We start from the raw sequence: 19,539 nt of genomic DNA, 5'->3' as shown, positions 1-19,539 counted from the left end.
CACTTCATAGCACTTCATAGCACTTCATAGCACTTCATAGCACTTCATAGCACTTCATAGCACTTCATAGCACTTCATAGCACTTGATAGCAAATGCTATCACTCGGTGAATCAATGGCAATCCTTCGTCGCCCTCATAATTTGGAGTTCCTCGTGCGGAGTTCAGGAGACAGACAACTGCGTGGCAAGGAATCGCGTAGCGATTCGTTGGCGTCACCCGATGGGGAACTGTTGAACTGGGGGAGTCAAAAGCGTGCGGTTAGGCCGGGTACCCCTCGTGTTGGTCTGATCCGCTTGGGGAAGTCGCGGCGCATCTGGTCCAGGATCGCTTGCACGGCTTCCTGGTCGATAGCGGCCACGCGCTCGGCCTCCTCGCGGGTATCCTCAGCGCGAGCTGCCTGCTCGACGGCTCGACGTGCGGCCGCTGCGGCGTGGCGGGTGCGGTTGGGCTCTGCACCGGCTGCTCGGGCTTGGTTGATGAGCCAGGCCAGGTAGGCCGCGGGATCGCGGTGGGCACGAGGATCGACATTGCGCGCGCCAGTGCTGGCGCAGAACTGATCCACGGCAGCCAGGAGGCCGTGAGCGGTCCAGTCGTGGCCGGTAACGCCCAAACGGCGGAGGAACAGGCTAACTGTGCCGATGTGCCGGCCCTTGTTGAGCCAGGGGAGGCGGGTCACCAGCTCGGCGGCTAGGCGCTGATCGATGAACGGGCGTGGTTTGCGGTCGTGGCCACGCCGCTTGTGCTTTGTTGATCCTTGGGGGGGGAGCGAAGCGACCGGGCGGCGCGCGCGAGCGCGCGTTGGTGATGATTTAACAACAGGAGATAAAGACTTACCTTCCCGAGGGGAAGGTAGCTGGACATTTTCCACAGGCTTCTTCTTTGGCAGGGTCAGGGCTCGTAGGGATGCGGCGCGGTACTGGCGACCGCCGTGCACCTGGTGTGCGGTCGTGCGCTCCCTCCTGGTGAGGTAACGGCCGACAGCGATAGTGACGGAGAACCCCAGCGTTTCCAGCAGCTCGCGGGCGCGCTGAACGGTCTTGCCTGACATGCCCAGCTCGGCCGCGACTGTCTCGTGTGCGGTACTGACTCCCCGGCCGGTAGCCACGTCCGCTGAGAGCCAATCAGCGCGCGCCACGCGCAGCAGGGTGCCGGCGGCGACCTTCGCCAGGCGGCGGCATTCCTCGCCGTGGGGAGTCGCTAGGCAGTCCATCAGGGCGTCGAACCAGGACGCGCCACTGGTCCAAGCCACTACCTCGGAGTAGGCACCTTCGACCGGTTGCAACGACCAGGAAGCCGCACGATTCTCTCCACTCTCACGTGGGGCGCCGGGCGTCCGCACAATGGGGGACACGACACGGCCGGTTTTTGGCGCGTCAGCAAGCGTTTTGGGCGTGTTTACGCTTATGATGAAGTCACTCCTTCATTGGGGTACAGCAAAAGCCCGGTTGGTAGCCGGTGGTTTTCTGGAAATGCTCTGAACCTGGTCAGTCGCCAAACTTCTTCAGGTTCGAGCCATAGCTTCAAGGCCCGTCGCGAAAGCGGCGGGCCTTACTTGTTAATCGGAGTCGATGGGCAGCTCCCCGTCATGGTTCTTCGAAGGCATCCACGGCGGTATGCCCTGGTCGGTGAGTTCAAGGTGATCGACAACCTGCTCAAACAGCACGGCCGCCGAAACGTCGGCTCTCGCTGCAATCGCAATGAACTTCTCGCGCTGCTGCTTCTGGACTACCCAGCCGAGGGTCACCGGGTCTTTTAGGGTGCCTCGTTCGCGTCGTCGGATTGCCATAGGAGAAATACTATTCCTATATCTCGGACTAACTAACGCATTGGTGGCGTGTCGCGCATTTCGAAGCGCACGAATTGCCACACGACGGACCCTGCCGCTGCCACGCCAGGTGGGGGAGGGGTCAGCCCAGAAGGTGCGCGACAGTTGCGCCCAGGTCGTCGGCGATTAGCTCGCGATTGGCCCAGAACGTTGTCTTGGGCGGGCGGCGCTTGAAGTCGTCCGGAGCGTCGTCCTGGACGTAACCGAGCCGGCCTAGATCCTTTAGGGCCTCGTGCACGGAGTTGCGCGACATTACGTCCTCGGGGATGAGGTCGAAAAGCTCGGTGTAGGTACGGGGCTTTTTGAGCAGGATGCGCAGCACGATTGCTCGCGTGGGGGCGGAATAGGCCTCGTGGAAACGGGCCACCCGCTCGGGGGCATTGATTCCAGCCATGTCGTTCATTTTGCCGGAACTCCCAACGTCGCGTTGAGGCCGAGACTTATCGGCGGCAGTTCACTGGGCACCATATCCAGCAAATTTGGAAAGTCTCCTCAGTATCGGTGGAGTGGTGTAAAAGTGAGATGGTCGTCATTCTGTGTCCGCTTTTAAGGGGACATAGCGCAAATACCGCGTCAAAAAGCGACATTTTATTACCCCAACTTTGGAAATCACCCCCCGTTTGGGTGGAAACACGGTGCAAAAATGGGACACTAGATAAGCAGCTCGGGGGACTGTTCTATCTCCCTCGAATGTGTAGGAAACTATTCGAGAGGAAGCACTTATGACTGACAGCAGTCGTGGAATTGCAAGCGATGTGTTCGGCGGAGCTGCACGCGCCAGCCAATACATCGAAGAGGACGCCACGCGCCCACCAGCGGCGCAACAGCCCGCCGAGAACGTGGGCGACCTGGCCGCGCTTGAACCCGACGCAGCAACCGACTCGCCGTTGGTCGTTGCCCCGCCGCGGTCCTCGGCTGCCGTGACTGCCGGACCGTCTCTGCCGGCGGATTCCACGTCAGTTCTGTTCGGGGGGCCTGCAGCGGCGCTGACGGTCACTGACCCCGGTAAGGCCACTACGGGTTTGCGTGGAGCTATGGCCAGGATGGGGCTCCCGGTGAAGCCTGGGGCCGATGAGATCGAGGCCCGTCGCGTCGAATCGGTACGCCTGGTCGCTGAGACGGTCGTTCGTCAGGCGACCTGGACGCGTGCCGTTTCGGTCCTGGTGAACAACCCCAAGGGCGGGACCGGGAAAACCCCTACAGCGGTCATCCTCGCGGGTGTACTGGCGTCGATCCGTGGGGGATCAACGGCGGTCCTGGAAGTCTCTGACGATCCGGGCGCGTTGGGCTATCGGGCCGAAGGCAACCCGAAGCTGGGTCTGGGGGAGCTGGTGCGCGATATTGACCAGGTCAAGACCGCAGGCCGGCTCCATGGCTACACCGCCCCGCAAACGTCGTTTGCTGACGTGATCGCCTCGACCGGCCGGCGGGAGCGTCTGACCGGTGAGGCCGTGATCTCGGTCTGCAAGGTCATCGATGAGTTCTACGGGATTCGCGTTATGGACTCAGGCAACGTCACTACGTCATCCGCTTTTCAGGGCGCGGTATCGGTCGCTGACGTACTCGTTATCCCGGTGATGAACGCGGGAGATTCTGTACTCGAAGCAATTCAACTACTCGAGGAGCTGCGCGCCGCCGGTGGCCAGCCCAAACGCCTGGCGGACACCGCTATCGCCATTCGGCTCACGGACGGACGGCCGGAAAACCAGGCCGTTTCCGATGAGGTGGCGCGCCTGCTGTACGAAGCCGGCGTTACGTCGCTGCACGAAGTTCCCTATGACGCCCACATTGCCGAGCGTCAGCAGATCACCCTCTCCAAGCTCGCGCCCGCGACTCGTGACGCATTCGCGGCCGCCGCGGCTGCGGTAGTCACTTCCCTCAAAAACTCGGTTTCGACCGAACACTGAAAGGCCCACACCAATGAACGATCTGATTCTCTCCGCCATCTCGCGGCTGCCCCTGGCCATTGATAACCCCCTCGACGGGCTTGTCCCCGACTTCTCGTTCGGCGGAACTGAGTTCACTGAACTGTGGCAGAAGCTCATCACCGCGATTTGGGGAATCGCGATCCTGATCTCCATCGTCTACCTGGCGTTGGGTCTCGTGGCCATGGCCGGCGCTTCCAGTGACTCCAATCCGAACCCGCAGCAGCACGCTCAGGGCCGCAAAAAAGCCCTGTGGGCTGGCGTCTCTCTAGCCGGCCTCGCCGCTCTCGCGCTGATCGTCGGCGCGATCCTCAGTTTCGTCGGCTAACTGCCAACCCCTAGGAGGCGCAGCATGCGTATGTACACCAAAGCCGGCCGTAGCCGGTGGCCCTATGTCATCGGCGCAGCCGTGGTCGTCGTCGCGGTGGCCGGCGGAATCATCTACTCGTCCGCCCAACCAGGTGGTGAACCCACTGCAGTGGCGTCGAGCGAACCGAGCGCATCCGCACCCGCTGATGGGGGAAGCTCCGGCGCGGGCGACGACGTTGCGCCCACCGGCTGCCTCGGCGGCCAGGACCGCAACGCCCTGATGGTGAGTGATGCGCAGAAAGCGGCGGGGCACACCACCTTCGGAGCGGTCGAAGTCGCTACGTCCTTCTACCGGTTCTACTGGCAGTACCCCTACGCACCCGCTGACCAGCTAGACGCGGTCAGTCGCGGCGTCATCGGCAGCAACGCGCCGGACAGCTTCAAGCAACTCTCCACAAGCTTTGAAGCTGTCGGGGACGACCCGACCGGCGGCAAGGTCGCGGCGGGGACCCCCTTCCACATGTCATCCACAAACGGGCTATGGCGGGTGTCGGAAGATTCGACCCCTGATCGGATCATCGTCTCCCTCGCGGCCGGGTACGTCATTGACGGGGCTCTCAGCCCAACTGAGGTCGGCGTGGGCGGTTTCGTAATGGTGTGGGAGAACGACGCTTGGCACGTTGAGTCAGGGATCAGCCCGGACCAAGACTTGCTAACTGCAGGCGGCACCAGGTACACGGGCGGTTGCTAATGGCTGAGAAGCCTTGTGTAACACCCGTGGAGTGCCTGAATGACGACGTAAACGGCGGCCTCGAAGATGCCGTTGGTGCAGTCGGTGACTTCTTTGGGGGTGTTGGGGATGCCGTAGGTGGTGCTGTAGAAACAGCCAACGGTTTCGCAGACTTCTGGTCTGATCCGGCCGGCAACTCTTTCCAGATGTTGCAGGACGGCGCTAAGGGCCTGGCCGATGATGTGCTGCCCGCGATCACGCATGCAACCCTGCCTGATTTGACGGCTGATTGGTTTATCAGCTCCTACCGAATCAGTTTCGGCCTGGCCGTGTTCGTGCTTGCTGCTCTGCTCATCCCGCAGTTCGTCCGCACCGCCCGCGGGCAGCAGTCGGGTCGGGACCTGGCGGAATCGCTGGGACTCTACGCGCCACTGTTCCTTATCGGCGCAGCGTTTGGCCCGGCCGTGGGTGCGATTCTGGTGCAGTTCTTCGGCGCACTGTCGGACTCGCTCATCAGCTGGGGAATCAATACGTCCGCGCAAACCATCGTGGAGAAGTTCTCCGAGATGTTAAGCCACGACGACAACGGCGCGGGCCTGGCCGGCGGCGCGATCGTGGGAATCATTCTGATGATCTTCATGATTATTGGCCTCTTGATCGTGGTGCTGATCCTCATCGTGCAACTCATCACGCTGTACTTCTCGGGGGTCCTCTTCCCCCTCGGGTTGGTCTGGATCGTTGACCCGACAAAGCGCTCCTTCGGGTTGAAGATTGCCTACCTGTGGTTTGGCATCCTGGCGTCTCACCCGCTGCTGTTCTTCATGCTCGCGATCGCCTATTCGATGGTGTCAAGCACCATCAATGTGTTCGATGGGGACGCCACACTGGAACGCACGGTAACGCTGGTGGTGTCGATCCTGTCGCTGTTGATCGCGGGGCTCTCGCCTGTGCTGCTAACGAAGTTCGCACCGGTTCTGCCCATGGGTGGCAGTGGCGGGGCTCCTTCTCGCGGAGGCAACATCGGTTCTAGTTCTATGCAGCAGGCCGATGCGAGAGTCAGTGACTCTGGGTCTAGCTCACAGCCCGATAGTGGCGGGGCTGCTCGCAGCGGTGGGGCTGGCTCCGCGTCGTCTAGCGCTGGAATGTCCAGCCCGGCCGGCAGTTCCGGTGGGGCTGGCGCTGAATCCGAGGACGCTAGCTCATCGATCACCGCGGCCACCAAGGGCGGCGCTGCAGGCGGGGGAGCGGCAAGCGGTGGCGCAGCTGCTAGGGGAGCCACGGCGGCTACTGCCGCGGAGGGTGCGGCGGCCGCCGGCGCTGCCGAGTCCTCAACGGGTGTTGGTGCCGCTATCGGCATCCCAACAATGATCGTGGCCGGCGCTATGGCAGCCGGTAACGCCACGAAGAAGGTCTCTGACTCTGTGGGCGCAGCCGCGGCCGAACCAGTCGATGACCAAGAAAACCACTACGGGAAGGACTCGACCTCATGAGTAACACCAAGGAAACCGCGATTCGTTACCTCGGCGGCGAGTCTGGTCACCGGTCCTTCTTCGGCGGTACGTCCTCGAAGGGCCGCACAATTGGTTTGGCAGCGTTCGTCATTTTCGGCGTTGTTGGCATGGCGCTGACCAGTTCCCTGGCCGTGCTGCTGATCGCTGCCGGCGGTGCCGCGGCGACGATGCTTGTTACCGCGCGCACGCACCGCGGTACCATCCTGCAGCGCCGGGCTAAGCGCTCCCGGTGGCGCTCACGCAAGCGCCTCGGCACGGACGTGTACACCCCGTACGACGATGAGGAGTGGGGACGACTGCAGCAGCTTGCCACGGTCGGCACCAAGCCGGAGAAAGCCGCCGCGTCCCGCGCGTTGGGCCAGATGCGGGCTAACCCAGACGGCGCCGACGGGATGGGCTGGCTGCAGTACGCATCCAACCTGCCGGGTATCGCCTGGCATGCTCCGATTGGGCAGCAGCCCTACCTCTCGGTCGCGTTCAGCGTCTCCGGGCAGCTCCGGGGGATGGAGACCGCACAATCTCTCATGCGGGCCTCTGCAGCCTGGGGGCGGTTCCTGGGTCGCCGGGCCTCGCCGGCCTCGCTCATCAGCGACATTCAGCCACTCACTCGCGTGCTGCCGCCCGACTCGGCGCGGCAGCAACTCTGGGTGACCAATCGCCTAGAGACCGAATCGGCTGAGGAGCCGTGGACCGACGCGCAGCGGGAATCCTTCTACGCGCAGACCAGGTCCTATGACCAGGTCATCCGCCGGGCCAGCGCTGACGCCATGGTGCAGCGGCATTACGTCGTCGTGTCCTGGCCGCTGAACCAGCAGTTCACGGATGCGGCCGCGAAGTTCGGTAAGGGTCGTGACGCCTGGCGGGCTCTGATGAACGATGAAATCCGGGCGACCGTGCGCGGTCTGACAGAGGCTCGTGAGGGTGACGTGGTCGCGTTGACGGCCAAGCAGACTGCCGCACTGATCATTCACCAGCAAAACCCGAGCATGCCCATTGACCTGGTGCGCCAGGTCGAACCAACACAGTTCGGGTTGGCCTCGCATGACGAGTTCTCGGCGCATGTGGTCGAGAGTGTCGATCCCACTTTCGTGCACCCGGGCGAGTCAGACGAGAACGCTCCGGCGGTGACCTGGTGGCACCGTACCGCCGCGATCCATGGGGAGAACCTAGCCGTTGCCGGCCGGTCCCCGCTGTGGAGCTTGGACCTGCTCATCGGGCGGGAACTCACCTGTGTCCGCACGGTTTCGTTCCACCTGCACTTGATCCCCGCGGGCCAGGCTAAAGCCGCCGCACGCGCTGACGTGGTGCGCGATATGGCCGGCGTCGTGGCCGACCAGGAGAAGGGCCGTCTGGTCGCCGACGAATCAACCACTCGAATGTCGGCCGCGCAGCGCCGTGCCGCGGACCTGTCCGCCGGCTCGCACCACCACGGCGTTTCCTGGGTCGGTTACATCACCATTTCCGCCGGCAGCCGCGACGAGCTCGCGCAAGCCTCACGGCAGCTCGAAGAAGCCTGCTCCACCGGTTTAGGCATCGACCATCTGGACTGGCAGGACTCCTATCAAGCCGCCGCCTCCGGCAGCACCTGGCCCATCGGGCGCGGGCTCCGCGCAGACTCGGCCTCCTTCGCAACCCGCTTCATTGGCCGCCTGGCCGGCCGGAGCGAGAAAGAAGCAATCTCATGAGCAACACCCGCATCAAGACCAAGCCGGCCGCACCTGCCGCCGTCGAAAACGTGGATATGCCGCGCCGGCAGCCGCGCCTGGCCAAGATTCCATTCCTGAAAATCTTCGTCCCGCCGGAGGCTTTGGCCCCGGCGCTGACCGGTACCGAGAGCGCGGCAACGGATGAAAGCCATGCGCCTCTGGACGTGACGCCATTCAGCCTGCCCGGCTCCCGGCTGCGCTCGTCGCCCTCAGCGGCCGCCCGCGGCTGGTACGCCCCGTCGCTGGCCGGAGCACCGACAACGACACGACAGGCCGAGATTCTCAATACGGGCATCATCGGTGCCCCAACCGGGATTGAGGGAGTCGTCAACGGGACAGACAATCTCTCGTCGACGATGATCTGCCACGATGCTCCGACTGCGTACAACATGACGCCGCGGCGCATCACCAGCCCTAACGTACTGGTTTTGGGCACGGTCGGTTCTGGCAAGTCCTCATTCACCAAAACGGTGCTTGTCATGCGCCCGCTGCTGCTGCGCAATCACCGCGCGGTGGTGTTTGACAAGAAGGACCAGGGCGGCGAGGGCGAATATTCGGCCGTGGCCCGCCGGCTGGGCGCAGAACCCCTGCGATTCGACCCGGACGGCTCCGGCACCCGACTGAACCTGATGGACCCGCTTATCGCTCAAGGCACCGGCCTGCAGGGCCAGATGTTGCTTATCAACGCCGTTGCGCGCATTGCACGCAACGATCTGCCCGCGTCCGAGTGGGAAGAAAAAGCGACCCGCTACGCGCTGCAGAACCTGTTTGCGGAGAGAGAAGCGGCGAACACCACCCGCGCGGCCACCACGGCGGATTTGCTGCCGCACCTGGGCGACGTTCCGGCGGATCAGAACCTTTCGGACCTGGCCAAAGAACGATTCCACCAAGCGGGCTTATCGATCCGCTTCGGCCTGGAAAACCTGCTGGAAACCTACGCCGGAGTATTCGACGGCGAGACCAGCCGAAACGTTGACCTGGCACACAAGCTGACAACGTTCGACGTGTCCCAGCTCCCCGACGACGGGCCCGCGGTTCCCACGGTTATGGCAATTGGCAATATGTGGCTGATGGGCCGTCTGCGCCATGAACGCGGGTACATCACCAACGTTATCTATGAAGAGGGCTGGCACATGATCGGTGGGCCCTCTGCTCGCCTAGTCAAGGCCAACCAGAAGCTCTCCCGAGGGCTGGGTATCTCCAACGTGTTCGTGATGCACAAGGGCACCGACATTCCCGAAGACAGCCCCGGCTACACCGTCGTCCAGGAAGCGCAGACGGTGTACGCATTCCGGCAGGACCGCGACGAGGACGCCCGGTGGGTCACTCAGACGTTCAACTTCGCCCCGGATACCGCGGAGACGCTGATGGACCTGAACCCCGGAAACTGCGTGTTCAAGTACGGTTCCAACCCGGAAACGCATATGCGCCACATCCGCTCCGATTGGGAAATCGACGTGACCAACACCGACGAGGCTATGGCAGCCGGCGCGGCGACGGCGTAACCGGGGAGGGGAACAGTATGGGAAAGCTCGGGGGCGTAGCCCTTCTGATCGTGCTGGTATTCGCCTTTACCGGCATCGTGTTCGTCACCGGCGGCGGTAAAAACTCATGCGCGGTGGCGGCCACCATCAGCCCGGCCACCGTGGCCGACCTGGAACCTGTAGCCGGCTATTCCGGCGACCAGCTCGTCAACGCCGCCGCGATCATCACAGCAGGCGCGGCCGCGGGCGTGAACGTGAAAGGCCAAACGTTGGCCGTGATGACGTCCATGGGCGAATCTGGCCTACGCAACATCGAATACGGAGACCTGGCAGGGCCCGACTCTCGAGGCCTGTTCCAGCAGCGCGACACCTGGGGCACTCTCGCGCAACGCCTGAACCCAACCGTGTCGGCCGGGTTCTTCTTTCAACGCCTGGTAAAGATCCCGAACTGGGAGACGCTCACGCCCACCGCAGCGGCTCACGCCGTACAGATCAACGCGGACCCCGACCACTACGCGCCGTACTACGCCCCAGCTAAATCCGTTGTTGCCGCTCTCGTAGGCGGTGACGCTGCATGCGCCGCGACAGCGACGGAGGGCAACGCGCAGCAGCTCGCGGCCGACCTGGTCGTGAAAATCGACGCGGGCAACATCACCGGGATTGCACCGGACCACCTGAGAGAAATCCGTTGGATCGCCGCTGGTGAGGTTCACGAGAACTGCGGAATCAACCTGGCCATTTTGCAGATCATCACCATTGCCGTCAACACGTTTGGCAGCGTCGGAATCTCCGACATAAACCGGTTGTGCACCGACCAGTACCTCGGCAACCCGAATAGCTCCCACTGGGCTAACGGCGGCGGCCACGCGGTGGACTTCTTCTCCCTAGACCGCACACCGACAACGGGAGCGGACGCTAACGCGATCAAGCTCCTGAATATCCTCGCGCCCCTGATGCCTGAGGGCTCCGCTACCGGGCAAGTGCAGTGCCGCTCAGACGCCGGCACCTCGATCGATTTTGCCGGACTGAATCAGTTCAACGACAGCTGCAACCACATTCACCTGCAGGTCGATCCCGCCTTCACCGGGTCACTGAAAACGGGTGTCTGATGCCCGCCGAAACAACGTCGATCGCCAATCTCGCTAACGAAGAGTGGACCGTCATTAACGCGGCGCACGACGTCGTAACCGTGGACCTCTGGCTAGACGTCGCGCTGCGCCGGCACCGCGACGAGCTGGCAACTGTCACGACCGAGCTGGTGGCCGTGAGCTACCGGCTCGAAGGCGTGGACATTGACGGTGACGTATGCGCCGTTCGCTCGGTCCTGGACTGGCTACACGAGGCCTACCGGGTCGCCAAAACCTATGACGTGACCACCCGGCCCGAACGTTACGCGCTGCTGCAGCGCCTAGCTGATAGCCGAGTCATGCCGTCAGAAATGGCGGTGATGGTCGGCGTTGATATGTCGATCGCTGAACGGTTCGCGGGAGCCGACGACGAAGCGCGGATTGCGCGCTCGATCCTGCACCGACTTAAAACCGCGTAACGAAGGGGTCACCTATGAACGACACCAAAACCAAGTGGCTGACAGCCGGTCTGGGAGCGCTGCTGCTGGGCGGGCTCTATCTCGCGGTGCACGTCGGCGCGGCGATCACCCCCACCGGACACACCTACTCCTGGAATTTCTTTACCCTGCTGGGCGATATGACCCTCCGGGGTGCACCCTGGCCGCCGGCAGCGACCGGGGCCTCTGTCGTCGCCGTGATTCTCGCCCTGGCCGTGTTCGTCGGGTTCATGGCCTGGATGGCACGACGGGCCGCGAACAAGCGCGGAAACGCCGCAATCGCGCACATGGCCACCCGAAAGCAGTCCGCGGTTCTGCGGAAAAAAGCACGCACCAAGGAAGCCGCGCAGCTCCACCCGCGCGCCGAGTCCCTGCCGGCGGGGCAGAGCGTCGGCCGGCTGATCGGAACAAAGAAATGGGTACTGCAGGGATGGCGTGAGCTAGGCGTGTATGTGTTCGGGCCCGGACGCGGCAAAACCTCCGGCATCGTCATCCGGCACATGATCGAGGCACCAGGAGCCGCGATCATGACCTCAAACAAGGTTGACGGCATCCGCGAAACATTAGCCGGCCGAAAGGACCGCGGCCGAGCATTCATCTTCGACCCGAACCGGATATACCGGCGAGACTTCACCCCCGATTTCGTGTTTAACCCTTTGGACTACATCGAAAACGCGGCCGACGCGAAAGAGCTGGCGGCGATCTTCGAGGCCTCCACCAAGAAGGGCTCCGACCGGGGCGGGGATGCCCAGTTCGACACAGCCGGCCGCGACATGCTGGCCTACTTCTTCCTGGCGGCCAAACTGGACGGTCAACCGCTCTCTCAAGTGTTCTCCTGGCTCTCCCGCGCACAGGGCGACGAGGTCGTGGACATTCTCAGCCACCACAACAAGACCGGGCCGGCCGACTTTATGGCCGGCATTTTGCTGTGGCCAGACAAGACCCGCGGCAGCGCGTACGCGACGGCGCAGCGCATGGCGTCCGCCCTGGCCGATGACGAGCTGCTGGCCTGGACCTCGGCCGAAGGAGTGCGCCGCTTCGACCCGGCCGCGTTCATCAGAAGCACCGACACTCTCGTTTTGCTGTCCAAGGATGGTGAGGGCTCCGGCGGGGCACTCTTGACTGCTCTCGTCCGTGCGATTTGCAAGACCGCGCAGCGCGCCGCCGAGACCAACGGCGGCCGCCTGGACGTACCTCTGGTGATCGAGCTGGATGAGTGCGCAAACATCGTGAAGTGGCCCGAGCTGCCCTCGGTGTACTCGTATTACGGCTCCATGGGCATCATCATGAACACCTATTTCCAGTCGCGCGCCCAAGGAATCGACGCGTTCGGCCGCGACGGCTGGGGCACTCTCTGGGACGCCGCATCCAACCGGGTCTTTGGCGGCGGCGTCCTGGATGACGAGTTCCTCAAAACGATCGCGGCGCTGATCGGAGAACACGACGAAATCACCTATGGCAGCTCCACCGGCCGTGACGGCGCTATGTCCACCTCGACCAACACCCGGAAGGTGAACACAATGGACGTTGCCACTCTGGCCTCCCTGCCGGAGTGGCGAGCGATTGTGTTCAACTCCAAGTCCCGCCCCGTCATGGTTCACACCGTGCCGTGGTTCAGGGACAAGACCCTCAAAGCGAAGATCGAGGCCGCGGCCATCCCGGTCCTGCCCGCGATCGGATCGGTGGTGCCCCGTGGCTGACGGCGACGTGACCGGCTTGACCGACGACGAGATAGAAACGCTCACTGATGAGGAGCGGGACTCGCTCAACGATGGGGCGATTGACTCCGGCACCGACGAGGAGCCAGAAGAAGAAGAAGAAGTTGACGTGCAAGCTCAGTTTCTTAACTGGGTCGTGGAGCATTTTTCCATCGTGGAGGTAGTTGGATCCAACAAGCGCTTTTACTGGTGCGCTCAGTGGTTCGAGCACAAAGAAGTTGTGGCCCGCCTGGTCGCGCTCTGGAAAGCTCACCTGGCCGCCGAGCTGGGCGACGACCTCGGGGCGGTGTCGTCCTGGTGGATCAACGATTGGGACCGGCATGCGGCAGTTCTGTTCGACCCCGCGAACGGCCCGTTTCGTTTCTGCGACCGCACCCGCGGACACCTCTCCGAAACCAAAGAAATCGGCCCGGCAGTGTCTCTGACAATCCCCCCGGCGGAATGGCAGCTACCCGCGTAGAGGTCGCGGCCGCTCCCCGATGTCGGTGCTTATCGGGAGAATGAGGGCCAAGCGGCGAAATGACGCCGAACTAGCGGGAGGGTGAGTCATGACGTCCACAAGTAAGCGAGCAAAGGTGCGGGATTTCGACTGGGAAGCTTTGACGGTTGTGACGGTACGAACGACGTCTGATGTAAGCCAGGTGAAGCTACGAGCTGACATGTTGCCGGGATCGACGTGGGGATCAAATCTAAGAGGCATATGCACCAGGCCTGTTTGGGATCGGCTTCGGTTCGCGGTCGCGGCCGCGGCGAACAATCGTTGCGAGGTGTGTGGTGATGAATCCCTGGGCTCTGGCGGAAAGGCCCAACGCCCGGACTGCCACGAACTCTGGGTCTTCGAGGATCGCGGCGGGGTGCTGGTGCAACGCCTCGATCGGTTAGTGGCCCTGTGCAAAGGGTGTCACGCGGTGCAACACACTGGTCTGGCCTCCATCAACGGAACGCTCGACCTCGTCGCTTTGACGCTACAGCGAGTAAATGGCTGGACCGCCGCGGCTGCTGAGTCAGACATAAAGCGTGCTTTTGATAGGTACGCAATGATGAACGCGCTAGCGTTCGACCTCGATCTAACGCTTCTTGCTGACCAGATTCAGGTGGCCGGCCATTCCTCGCTTCTGATCGCCGCCGACGATCGCAAAGCACTCGGTAACAGCTACTTTCACTAGCCCTGTCGTGGGCGCCGCGGCAACCTAACGCTCTCTGCCGTCGTCGCGGTTACGGTCGTTGTCGGGCCGGTTGCGGTCGTTCTTGCGCTTGTCGCCGGCTTCGCGTGGCTTGACGTTCAGGCCAGCGCGGCGCAGCTGCTCCCGCTGCAGCTCGGCCTTGCGGGCGAACTGGGCGCGGAGGGCCTCAGCCGTCGTCTGCTGCGACTTGGCCGGGCGTGTGGGTGCTGCTGGTGCGCTGACGCTCTCACGGGCGCGCTGCGTGGCCGTGGCGGCGGCTGCAGCGGCGCGCTGCCGGTCGTCCTCGGTGGCGGTGGGACGGGAGCTGAGAACCTGCGATTTGTGCATGGCCGTGACCCGTTCGGCCAGGTCGGCGCCCACGGTGCGCTGTCGGTAGTCCGCCGGCACTGCGGCGGTTTCTTTGGGGTCGATGCGGTACTGAGTGCGGAACACGTCAACTTCGGCGGCTAGTTCCGTCCACTGCTGCCGGCGGTCGGTGTCGGCGGGAACTTCGCCCAGCTCACTTGCCCAGGCGGGCTGTTCGGCCGCGATTGTCGCGCCGCGCTCCTCGAGGCGGGTGTGTAGGTAGTCGTAGCGTTCGGCCAGGTGTTCGCGCCACTCGGGGGCGGTGTGTTCGGAGTCGATCGAGCGTCGCGGTGCGATCCAGGCCGGCACTGCCGGGGCGGCCTTCTCCTGGTCGGCCGGCAGGGTTGCCAGGTGGCGGTCTGTGTTGTAGCTGATCCGGGAGGCCAGCACGGCGGCCTGGTCTTGGGCGTTGGCCATATCGCGTTGCGTCCACGCCTGGCGGACGGTGTCGGCGGGGTCCATGCCGGCGGCCTCGGAGTGGCGGAGCGCGGCCTCGACCGCGCCCCAGCTTTCATGCTCGCGCAGCGTGGTCGCCAGGCCTTCGCCAAGTCCTTGGTTGGCGATCTTCGCAAAGCGCAACACGTCGGCGCGCTCGTTCACGTCGCCGTACTGCTCGATGAGGGTCACCAGGTCATCTACCCGGGCCTGTTCGGCGCGGATGGTCTCGGTGGCCGAGAGCATGCCGTCAGCGTTGCCGGCGATCTGGTCGAGTACGTCGCTGACGGGCTGGGCGTCGGCGGTCTCGACGTACAGGTGGTTTTTGTGCTTGCCGCGGGTCAGGCCGACGTAGGCGAGTTCGCGGCTGGTGCTGCTGTCGGCCAGGACGTGGGCGGTGTCGGCGGTCATGCCTTGGGCGCGGTGGATGGTGGACGCGTAACCCAGTTCGACGGCGCCGGTCACATACTCCTTCGGCAGGGTGATCGTGCCCCCGGTGCTCTGGTTGCTGACGGTGAGTGTTCCGTCTCGGTGTGCTTTCTCCACCGTCCACAGGTCGCCGTTTTTGACGATGTCGCGGCCGCCGCTGACCTTCAAGTGTGAGTTGTTCACGCGGGTCACAACGGTGTCGCCCTCGTACGCGGCCAGGCCGTCGCGCAGCGGCGCTGACTGCTTACCCTTGACGATTCCCTCACTCATGCGGAACGCCTGAGCGCGGGCGTTCAACTCGGCCACAGTGCTGTTCTGCTGTGCGAGCATCACCGAGTGCAGGCCGGCCGTGGTGTCCGACTGCCACGCCGAGAACACTTCGCCGCTCATCCGGTCCACACTGCCCCCGGCAACGCGATCATTCGTGACGTACCAAGCGAACGGGTCGCCCGTTGTCGCCGGGTCGCGCAGAAGCTTTGTGGCCGCGGCTTCGTCGTTATTGGAGAACCGGTGTAGCTGGTCGAGCTTGACGGATCCAACTTCGTTTTCGAGCAGGCGCAGCGCGCCGCCGGCCTCGACGGCAGAGAGCTGGCGGTCGTCACCGATGAGGCGAACGTGAGCTCCGTGCAGCTGGGCAATGCGGGTGACCTTGGCCAGGTTGGTGGTGCCGGCCATGCCGGCCTCGTCCACCACGATTACGTCGCCCGGGTTCAGGTCCACACCCTCGATGCGTTCCGTCTGCTGCAGCAGCTCGGCCAGGCTGCCTTTCTGGAAAGTGAATGAGTGAATCGTCTTGGCGTCGATCTCAATTGCGTCTTTCATCACCGCGGCCGCGGTGGCGGACGGGGCCAGGCCAATCACCTTTCCGCCCTGCGCTTCGACTGACCGGGCCGCTACGCGCAGCGCCGTTGTCTTGCCCGTGCCGGCCGGGCCAGAGCCCACGACAAGGCGGGTGCTGCTGGTGGCGAATACCCGGGCCAGCTCGCGCTGGCCGGCGTCGAGGTGCTGGCCTTCCTTCGCGGCGACCTGGTCGAATACGTCGCGAGATACAGGCGAGGCGGTGCGCATGCGCGCGGCATCCAACAACGTGTCCTCAGCGGCCAGAATGCTCCGAGACGTCAGAAGCTGGCGGCCCTTGTGCTCGTAAATGCTGGTGCCGTCGCGGCGGGTGAGGGGCTGGAAAGCGCCGTGCGGGGCCGGCGGGGTGACGGTAATGGAATCGGTGTTGAGGGCGTGCTGGGTGATCTGCTCGACCGTGCCCTCAACGGTGTTGCCGGAGCTGCGCTGCGCCTGGATATAGCGGCGGGTTTCAGCCTCAATCGTGTGCGGTCCCCACACGGCGTGATGCTCGGACACGGTCTCGACAACCTGGGCTGCAGCCTGCGCGAGGGTGATGTTTTGGGCCGGAGCTTTGGGGGTGCTGTCGTCGCGGGCGTGCGCTTGGGCGGTCTCCAAAATCCCGCCCACCGCGCGGTCGCCAACAATCGCCCCGGCCTGGACGCGCCACAACGGGCGAAGCGCCGACAGGGCGCGAGCGTGGAGCTTCTGCGGCCTGGTGTCGAGCGTGGCCTGCTGTGCCAGGGCAATGCGGGCTTTGGCGTCGGGGGTCCGTCCGTGCGTCTCGCGGTAGTCGGATTCGAGTGTGACCATGGTCTTTTTGATCCCGGCCGACCTGGTCGAAAAACCGGCGGTGAGGCGGGCGTCAATCCCGGCGATTTCGACCACAGGGCGCTTGCCCGGGGTGACCTCGCGCAGCTCGGTTGCCAGCTCTAGCCGGTCGGTAACCCGGTCCATAACGCGTTGGTTGTAGAACTCGGATGCGGCCACCCCCTGGCGGTGCAGGAGCTTGGAATCGATGGTGCGCCACTTCCCATCTACGCCTTTGACCTTGTTCGCGACCACCAGGTGGTCGTGAAGCTGCGGGTCACCGGTGCGAGAGTCGTAGTGGCGGAACCTGGTTGCAATCAGCCCGCCTTCTACGTCGATCTGTGCCACACCGTTGGTACCGGCGCGGGTGGCGATTGCTTCGCGTTCGAGGTAGCCGATGGTGTCGCTGATCGCGGCCTCATGCTCCTCCTCGATCACCTTCCGAGTCTCGTTATCGCCCAACCCCCAGAGCGTTGAAACGCTCTTAGCCGGCGAAAAGACCAGGTCGAATCCGGCAACGGCTTGCTGTGTCGGACGGGTGGCCGCGGTGATGAACCGGCCCAACTCCTCCTTGTCGGCAGGCTGCCGGCCCTTGGCCGTACGGAACGCCTGCGCGCCCTCACGGACCCGGATAACACGGCGCTCTTCCGCATTCGGTTCGCGGTGGTTGATCCGGGTGAAGTCGGTGTAACCGGTCTCGATCTGCTCGCGGAGGCCGGTCGTTCCCTGCTTGTAGGAGTAGTAGCCGCGGCCCAACTTGGCCAGCTCTATCGCCTCATCAGCGGTCTTGCCCTGACCTTGAGCGGCAGCAATGATTTGTTCTGCATCCGGGTGCAGCCCCTCACCAAAGAGGGCTTTCATCTGCTCCTCCGTGACGGTGCCTGACACGCCCAGAGCAGCAAGTCCTGAGCCCACCCAAACGCCGGGAGGGTTGCCCTCGGCGGTGTAGTAATCGCTCAACTCTTGGCCGGCCTCGCGCTTCACATCAGCGGTTGCGGTCTCGCTGGTGTAGTACGCATATCCGTCTCCCGCGGAGAGGATATGCATGGTCATCATGGGGTCAGCCTACCTCGTTCATTACAAATGCCAGAGGTGTGACAAATTGATTGACGAAGAATGAGGATTGAGAGTGGCCAGAATCGTCAGATACTGCGTCTGTGCTTTGAGACCGCTGGGAGTGCGCGGAGCCGACGAGGGACGAGGACAGCGTAGTAAACGCGGTCGATCAGCAACAGGCGGGCCACCTGCAGAACCAGAGCACGACTAACTCACTCGAGCACTCCCCCACTGCGCCGCTTTTGGTGCCCGCGGGGCATGCCCGCATACTTGGAAACTGACCTAAACAGGGGGATCCCATGGCTGAACTTCGCAAGTCCGCAAAACTCACCGCCGCCCGCCAGCTCGCCCGCGAGAACGCGGCCCAGTTCCGCGCTCGGGAGGACAAGCTCGAGTCCCTGGCCGTCGATTACTTCACCTACATTGACCAGGTCGACGAAGTGAACGCGCTGGCGGAGAAAGAAATCGCCCGAATCCGTGCGCAAGCCCAGAAGAACACCGCCGCTCGGTGCGCCAGCGCAGCGGCCACCATCGACACCATGCTCGCCGCCGGAGCTTCACGCGCGGAGGTCGCCGGGCGTCTGGGGATCGCAACCCGCGACGTCAAGCGGGCAGTGCTGGCTCCCGCAACTTCCGCAACAACTGCCGCCGAGAATTCGGTTCCGGTCGGAGATCAATCTGTTTCGGAAAGTGCGTCGGTTGGCTAGTAGGCGTTAGGTTCCGGGTCGGCGTTTTTGGTTGATCTGGTGAGCGTTTAGAACAGGCGTGGGTGCGATTCTTCTACTCCGGCGAGGGCGCCGCTCATCCGCTCGGGGTCCCACCCATGGGTGAGGATCACGTCTCGAAGATCGCGGGAACGCTGCGCGCGTTCCTGGCGGGCCAGACCATTGAACCGCCAGGCTGACCACCGGTTAGCGTGACGGTTTTTCTGTGCCCGGTCGAGCATGTTTGTTTTGTGGGTTCCTTCGGAGAGGTGCGACTCGGCCGCGTCGGCGACGGCGTGGACACAGATCGGCACGTCGCAGGCGTGCAGCAGCAGAACCGACGGCGGCAGCGGCGTCCCGGTTGCGAGCTGGTAGGCGAAACGTTGCGGCCGGATGACCTTTTGGCCGTCGCCGTCCTTCGTCCAGAACCGGCCGTAACCGTCATCAGCAATCGCACCGGTCCAGATCCAACAGTCATCCGCGGCGGGCCCTTTGACAACGTGTGACCAGAACCGTTCCGCCTGCGTAGTTTTCACTATTTTCGGCTTCGTGAGTGGGTCTAGGCGTGGTCTGGGGGTGTGTGGGCGAGCTGGTGAACACGTCCCTTGGACAGGCCCAGGAGCTTGCCCGCTTCCGCGAGCGTGTAGCCATCGGCGCGGAGGTTGGCGATCACGGTGCGGCGCATCTGGGCCGCTTCCGCTTCCGCTTCTCGAGCGGCGGCGGCTTTCTCTTGGGCAGTCTCCCAACTGGATCGGTAGGCCTCGGGGAGCGCGTACGTCACGTGCACGTGGATCGTGGCGGGGTCCACGTCGAGCCAGAGTGCGGCTGCGTCGGTGGCCATGCTCTCAACGTCGTTAATGCTGCGCGTTGAGGTCACGGTGTCGAGGTCGTCATCGTGAAACGAGATTTCCCACCACTTGCCCTCGTGGGATGCGGTGGCTTCAATCGTGCGCGTCGTCATCATGG

General features: G+C 63.7%; 18 protein-coding genes. 12 read left to right on the top strand and 6 right to left on the bottom strand.

Annotation, left to right across the window (positions count from 1 at the left end):
- Nucleotides 1–245: 245 nt before the first annotated feature.
- From CXY75_RS01485 to CXY75_RS01475, 3 genes are all read right to left on the bottom strand, one after another.
- Nucleotides 246–1,250: a hypothetical protein gene (locus CXY75_RS01485; protein ID WP_104081106.1), complete on the bottom strand. Its 1,005-nt coding sequence runs from the start codon at nt 1,248–1,250 to the stop codon at nt 246–248.
- Between the two features lie 306 nt (nt 1,251–1,556).
- On the bottom strand, nt 1,557–1,787 hold the full coding sequence (locus CXY75_RS01480; RefSeq protein ID WP_104081105.1) for a hypothetical protein: 231 nt from the start codon (nt 1,785–1,787) through the stop codon (nt 1,557–1,559).
- A gap of 121 nt (nt 1,788–1,908) precedes the next feature.
- Entirely contained in the window at nt 1,909–2,220 is a 312-nt protein-coding gene (locus tag CXY75_RS01475) for a hypothetical protein (protein ID WP_146069318.1), read from the bottom strand.
- A gap of 328 nt (nt 2,221–2,548) precedes the next feature.
- On the opposite strand from CXY75_RS01475, the gene CXY75_RS01470 reads away from it, so the two are divergent.
- The 11 genes from CXY75_RS01470 to CXY75_RS01410 all read left to right on the top strand — a co-directional run bounded on the left by CXY75_RS01470 (nt 2,549) and on the right by CXY75_RS01410 (nt 13,939).
- On the top strand, nt 2,549–3,733 hold the full coding sequence (locus CXY75_RS01470; protein ID WP_104081103.1) for a hypothetical protein: 1,185 nt from the start codon (nt 2,549–2,551) through the stop codon (nt 3,731–3,733).
- A gap of 13 nt (nt 3,734–3,746) precedes the next feature.
- Nucleotides 3,747–4,079, top strand: a complete 333-nt coding sequence (locus CXY75_RS01465; protein WP_233201661.1) for a hypothetical protein — start codon at nt 3,747–3,749, stop codon at nt 4,077–4,079.
- Between the two features lie 24 nt (nt 4,080–4,103).
- The gene (locus CXY75_RS01460; protein WP_104081102.1) at nt 4,104–4,811 is read left to right on the top strand and encodes a hypothetical protein; all 708 of its coding nucleotides are present in this window, start codon (nt 4,104–4,106) and stop codon (nt 4,809–4,811) included.
- Between the two features lie 26 nt (nt 4,812–4,837).
- Nucleotides 4,838–6,280 carry a hypothetical protein gene (locus CXY75_RS19645; protein WP_158251083.1) on the top strand — a complete coding sequence of 481 codons (1,443 nt, stop codon included), beginning with the start codon at nt 4,838–4,840 and terminating at the stop codon, nt 6,278–6,280.
- On the top strand, nt 6,277–7,986 hold the full coding sequence (locus CXY75_RS01440; protein ID WP_104081098.1) for a hypothetical protein: 1,710 nt from the start codon (nt 6,277–6,279) through the stop codon (nt 7,984–7,986). Before CXY75_RS19645 ends, CXY75_RS01440 begins: the two co-directional genes overlap by 4 nt.
- A complete protein-coding gene (locus CXY75_RS01435) occupies nt 7,983–9,512 on the top strand; it encodes a type IV secretory system conjugative DNA transfer family protein (RefSeq protein ID WP_233201660.1) in 1,530 nt (509 codons plus the stop codon). The genes CXY75_RS01440 and CXY75_RS01435 overlap by 4 nt, the downstream gene beginning before the upstream one ends.
- A 17-nt stretch (nt 9,513–9,529) precedes the next feature.
- Nucleotides 9,530–10,600, top strand: coding sequence for a hypothetical protein (locus CXY75_RS01430; RefSeq protein WP_104081097.1), 1,071 nt, complete (start codon nt 9,530–9,532; stop codon nt 10,598–10,600).
- Nucleotides 10,600–11,037, top strand: a complete 438-nt coding sequence (locus CXY75_RS01425) for a hypothetical protein (RefSeq protein ID WP_104081096.1) — start codon at nt 10,600–10,602, stop codon at nt 11,035–11,037. Before CXY75_RS01430 ends, CXY75_RS01425 begins: the two co-directional genes overlap by 1 nt.
- Nucleotides 11,038–11,051: 14 nt before the next feature.
- Nucleotides 11,052–12,755: a type IV secretory system conjugative DNA transfer family protein gene (locus CXY75_RS01420; RefSeq protein ID WP_104081095.1), complete on the top strand. Its 1,704-nt coding sequence runs from the start codon at nt 11,052–11,054 to the stop codon at nt 12,753–12,755.
- Nucleotides 12,748–13,233, top strand: a complete 486-nt coding sequence (locus CXY75_RS01415) for a DUF4913 domain-containing protein (protein ID WP_199182326.1) — start codon at nt 12,748–12,750, stop codon at nt 13,231–13,233. The genes CXY75_RS01420 and CXY75_RS01415 overlap by 8 nt, the downstream gene beginning before the upstream one ends.
- 307 nt (nt 13,234–13,540) lie before the next feature.
- Entirely contained in the window at nt 13,541–13,939 is a 399-nt protein-coding gene (locus CXY75_RS01410) for a hypothetical protein (protein WP_104081094.1), read from the top strand.
- Between the two features lie 24 nt (nt 13,940–13,963).
- On the opposite strand, the gene mobF is transcribed toward CXY75_RS01410, so the two are convergent.
- The gene (gene mobF / locus CXY75_RS01405; protein ID WP_104081093.1) at nt 13,964–17,869 is read right to left on the bottom strand and encodes a MobF family relaxase; all 3,906 of its coding nucleotides are present in this window, start codon (nt 17,867–17,869) and stop codon (nt 13,964–13,966) included.
- Nucleotides 17,870–18,168: 299 nt separating this feature from the next.
- On the opposite strand from mobF, the gene CXY75_RS01400 reads away from it, so the two are divergent.
- Nucleotides 18,169–18,576 carry a hypothetical protein gene (locus CXY75_RS01400; RefSeq protein WP_104081092.1) on the top strand — a complete coding sequence of 136 codons (408 nt, stop codon included), beginning with the start codon at nt 18,169–18,171 and terminating at the stop codon, nt 18,574–18,576.
- A 47-nt stretch (nt 18,577–18,623) separates the two neighbouring features.
- Here the strand turns inward: CXY75_RS01400 and CXY75_RS01395 are convergent, their stop codons facing one another.
- Both CXY75_RS01395 and CXY75_RS01390 read right to left on the bottom strand, forming a co-directional pair.
- Nucleotides 18,624–19,109, bottom strand: a complete 486-nt coding sequence (locus tag CXY75_RS01395; RefSeq protein WP_104081091.1) for a hypothetical protein — start codon at nt 19,107–19,109, stop codon at nt 18,624–18,626.
- Between the two features lie 23 nt (nt 19,110–19,132).
- Nucleotides 19,133–19,537, bottom strand: a complete 405-nt coding sequence (locus CXY75_RS01390) for an antitoxin HicB (protein ID WP_104081090.1) — start codon at nt 19,535–19,537, stop codon at nt 19,133–19,135.
- Between the last annotated feature and the right edge of the window lie 2 nt (nt 19,538–19,539).

Source organism: Cryobacterium sp. Y11, from assembly GCF_002929535.1.
Classification (GTDB): Bacteria; Actinomycetota; Actinomycetes; order Actinomycetales; family Microbacteriaceae; genus Cryobacterium.
The sequence above is the reverse complement of the archived record's forward strand: the minus strand, read 5'-3'. Positions and strand labels throughout refer to the sequence as shown.

Coding starts and splice junctions, on each gene's coding strand:
- CXY75_RS01480 (WP_104081105.1), bottom strand. CDS start 1,787: ATGGCAATCCGACGACGCGAACGAGGCACCCTAAAAGACCCGGTGACC.
- CXY75_RS01475 (WP_146069318.1), bottom strand. CDS start 2,220: ATGGCTGGAATCAATGCCCCCGAGCGGGTGGCCCGTTTCCACGAGGCC.
- CXY75_RS01470 (WP_104081103.1), top strand. CDS start 2,549: ATGACTGACAGCAGTCGTGGAATTGCAAGCGATGTGTTCGGCGGAGCT.
- CXY75_RS01465 (WP_233201661.1), top strand. CDS start 3,747: ATGAACGATCTGATTCTCTCCGCCATCTCGCGGCTGCCCCTGGCCATT.
- CXY75_RS01460 (WP_104081102.1), top strand. CDS start 4,104: ATGCGTATGTACACCAAAGCCGGCCGTAGCCGGTGGCCCTATGTCATC.
- CXY75_RS01440 (WP_104081098.1), top strand. CDS start 6,277: ATGAGTAACACCAAGGAAACCGCGATTCGTTACCTCGGCGGCGAGTCT.
- CXY75_RS01435 (WP_233201660.1), top strand. CDS start 7,983: ATGAGCAACACCCGCATCAAGACCAAGCCGGCCGCACCTGCCGCCGTC.
- CXY75_RS01430 (WP_104081097.1), top strand. CDS start 9,530: ATGGGAAAGCTCGGGGGCGTAGCCCTTCTGATCGTGCTGGTATTCGCC.
- CXY75_RS01425 (WP_104081096.1), top strand. CDS start 10,600: ATGCCCGCCGAAACAACGTCGATCGCCAATCTCGCTAACGAAGAGTGG.
- CXY75_RS01420 (WP_104081095.1), top strand. CDS start 11,052: ATGAACGACACCAAAACCAAGTGGCTGACAGCCGGTCTGGGAGCGCTG.
- mobF (WP_104081093.1), bottom strand. CDS start 17,869: ATGATGACCATGCATATCCTCTCCGCGGGAGACGGATATGCGTACTAC.
- CXY75_RS01400 (WP_104081092.1), top strand. CDS start 18,169: ATGGCTGAACTTCGCAAGTCCGCAAAACTCACCGCCGCCCGCCAGCTC.
- CXY75_RS01390 (WP_104081090.1), bottom strand. CDS start 19,537: ATGATGACGACGCGCACGATTGAAGCCACCGCATCCCACGAGGGCAAG.